This is a genomic window from Streptomyces bohaiensis, assembly GCF_012033785.1.
GTDB classification, from domain to species: Bacteria; Actinomycetota; Actinomycetes; order Streptomycetales; family Streptomycetaceae; genus Streptomyces; species Streptomyces bohaiensis.
This window is the reverse complement of sequence record NZ_JAAVJC010000448.1, coordinates 1-2,372: the sequence shown is the minus strand read 5'-3', so window position 1 is coordinate 2,372 and position 2,372 is coordinate 1. Positions and strand designations below refer to the sequence as shown.

Genomic DNA, 2,372 nt, shown 5'->3' with positions numbered 1-2,372 from the left:
GGCACGCCCCGTACCGGAGTGGGTACGGGGCGTGCCGGGGCCGGGTGGCGGGTGCCGGTCAGCTCTCGCGGCGGGTGGCGTCGGCGAGTTCCGCGGCGAGCCCGCGCACCGCCGCGACCGCGGCCGGGGTGTCGTCGGCGTGGTCGAGGACCCGCTGCACGAAGGCGCTGCCGACGATGACGCCGTCGGCGAAGGCCGCCACCTCGGCTGCCTGGGCGCCGGTGGAGACACCGAGGCCGACACAGACCGGGAGGTCGCTGACGCCGCGGGTCCGCCGCACCAGTTCGCCGGCCTCCTGGCCGACCGACTCCCGCGTCCCGGTGACGCCCATCAGGGAGGCGGCGTACACGAACCCGCTGCCGGCCGCGGTGATCTCCGCCAGCCGCTTGTCCCGGCTGGAGGGGGCGACGACGAAGACGGTCGCCAGCCCGTGCTCGGCGGCCGCCTCCCGCCAGGCGTCGGCCTCCTCCACCGGGAGGTCGGGCAGGATGCAGCCCGCGCCCCCGGCCGCGGCGAGTTCCGCGGCGAACCGTGCCACCCCGTAGCGGTCGACCGGGTTCCAGTAGGTCATGCAGAGCACCGGGACGCCGGTGGCGGCGTGGACCGCACCGACGGTGGCGATGACGTCGGCGATGCGGACCCCGCCGCGCAGCGCGATGTCGTCGGCGGTCTGGATGACCGGGCCGTCCAGCACCGGGTCGCTGTGGGGCAGCCCGATCTCGATGACGTCGCAGCCGCCCTCGGCCATGGCGACGGCGCAGTCGATGCCGTCGCGGACGGTGGGGAAGCCCGCGGGGAAGTAGCCGATCAGCGCGGCGCGCCCCTGGGCGCGGGTGTCGGCGAGCACCGTCTCCAGCAACCGGAGCCGTCCGCCGCCCGCCGTCCCGATGGTGGCGGCGCCCGCCGCCGGCTGCTGGGTCGCGGTCACTTCTCGGCTCCCTCGTCGTACAGCCCGAAGTAGCGGGCGGCGGTGTCCATGTCCTTGTCGCCGCGGCCGGAGAGGTTGACCAGCACGGTCCCCTCCGGGCCCAGCTCCCTGCCGAGGTCGAGCGCCCCGGCGAGGGCGTGCGCACTCTCGATGGCGGCGATGATGCCCTCGGTGCGGGCCAGCATCCGCAGCGCCCGCATCGCCTCGTCGTCGGTCACCGGCCGGTATTCGGCGCGGCCGGAGTCCTTGAGGTAGGCGTGCTCCGGCCCGATCCCGGGGTAGTCCAGCCCGGCCGAGATCGAGTACGGCTCGGTGATCTGGCCCTCGTCGTCCTGGAGGACGTAGGAGCGGGAGCCGTGGAGGATGCCGGGCTCGCCCGCGGTGAGGGTCGCGGCGTGCTCGCCGGAGGCGACCCCGTGGCCCGCGGCCTCCAGGCCGACCAGCCGGACGCCCTCGTCGGGGAGGAAGGCGTGGAAGAGCCCGATGGCGTTGGACCCGCCGCCGACACAGGCCGCGACCGCGTCCGGCAGCCGGCCGGTGCGCTCCAGGATCTGCCGGCGCGCCTCGACCCCGATGACGCGGTGGAAGTCCCGCACCAGCGCCGGGAAGGGGTGCGGGCCGGCCACGGTGCCGAAGAGGTAGTGGGTGCGGTCCACGTTGGCGACCCAGTCGCGGAACGCCTCGTTGATGGCGTCCTTCAAGGTGCGGCTGCCGGAGGTCACCGGGATCACCTCGGCGCCGAGCATCCGCATGCGGGCGACGTTGAGCGCCTGACGCTCGGTGTCGACCTCGCCCATGTAGATGACGCACTCCAGGCCGAAGAGCGCGCAGGCGGTGGCGGTCGCGACGCCGTGCTGTCCGGCGCCGGTCTCGGCGATGACGCGGGTCTTGCCCATGCGGCGCGTCAGCAGCGCCTGGCCCAGCACGTTGTTGATCTTGTGCGAGCCGGTGTGGTTGAGGTCCTCACGCTTGAGGAACACCCGCGCGCCGCCGGCGTGCTCGGCGAGCCGGGGCACCTCGGTGAGGGCGCTGGGGCGGCCGGTGTAGTTGACCAGCAGATCCTCCAGCTCGGCGGCGAAGGCAGGGTCGCCCTTCGCCTTCTCGTACTCGGCTGCCACCTCCTCCACGGCGGCGCGCAGCGCCTCCGGGACGAAGATGCCGCCGAACGCACCGAAGTAGCCGCCGGTGCTGGGCACCAGCCCTTCGGGGTCGGGCAGGAAGTAGCCGTCGGACATGGCTGTGCCTCCGAGGGGGGCGTCGACGTGCGAGGTGACGGCGGGGGCCGGTGCGGCCGCCGTCACGGGGACGGGGTGCCGCTCCCCCGCCGGGCGTCGTCGACACCCGGGGGCGGAGCGGCGGCCCGGGCCGTCGGGGCGGCCGGGGCGCGGGCGGGGACAGGCGCGCGGGTTCGGTCACCGCGGAGAGGCGGCGGCGAGGGTGCCAC

The 2,372-nt window shown here is 75.3% G+C and carries 2 protein-coding genes; both read right to left on the bottom strand.

All coding sequences use genetic code 11. From position 1 onward, the window contains the following. Positions 1-58: 58 nt before the first annotated feature. Positions 59-889, bottom strand: coding sequence for a tryptophan synthase subunit alpha (trpA, locus tag HCN52_RS23805; RefSeq protein ID WP_168090484.1), 831 nt, complete (start codon positions 887-889; stop codon positions 59-61). A gap of 35 nt (positions 890-924) precedes the next feature. Continuing rightward, the gene (trpB, locus tag HCN52_RS23800; protein ID WP_168090485.1) at positions 925-2,163 is read right to left on the bottom strand and encodes a tryptophan synthase subunit beta; all 1,239 of its coding nucleotides are present in this window, start codon (positions 2,161-2,163) and stop codon (positions 925-927) included. Positions 2,164-2,372: the final 209 nt, after the last annotated feature.

Coding starts and splice junctions, on each gene's coding strand:
- trpB (WP_168090485.1), bottom strand. CDS start 2,163: ATGTCCGACGGCTACTTCCTGCCCGACCCCGAAGGGCTGGTGCCCAGC.